Source organism: Pseudomonas frederiksbergensis, from assembly GCF_003732665.1.
Taxonomy (GTDB): domain Bacteria; phylum Pseudomonadota; class Gammaproteobacteria; order Pseudomonadales; family Pseudomonadaceae; genus Aquipseudomonas; species Aquipseudomonas frederiksbergensis_G.
Map to the genome: position 1 here is coordinate 1 of NZ_MOBP01000149.1, position 299 is coordinate 299.

The window sequence follows — 299 nt, forward strand, 5'->3', positions numbered from 1 at the left end:
CCTGATGGGCTGCGGACTACTCGTCCCGATAGGCCTGCGCCTGGCGTTGGACTGGTCCGACCCACTGGGCTATCTCTCGGACCTGGGCATCGGCGGTTTGCTGATCGCGTTGCTTTACCGCCGTCCCTGGTGGCTGGCCCTCCCGGTATTGCTGGCCTGGAGTGCCTTGACGCTGGCCAGCATCGAGTTGGTCAGCGCCGTGGGACGGATGCCCACCCCTTCGGACGCGCTTTACCTGATCGACCCGCAATTCGTCTAAAACTCCACCAGCGGCGGCTTCGCCCATCCCTGGCTGGCCG

At 65.6% G+C, this 299-nt stretch carries 1 pseudogene; it reads left to right on the plus strand.

Annotation, left to right across the window (positions count from 1 at the left end):
* Position 1 precedes the first annotated feature (1 nt).
* A pseudogene (locus BK665_RS33560) lies at positions 2 to 256 on the plus strand (LTA synthase family protein); the annotation flags it as partial.
* Between the last annotated feature and the right edge of the window lie 43 nt (positions 257 to 299).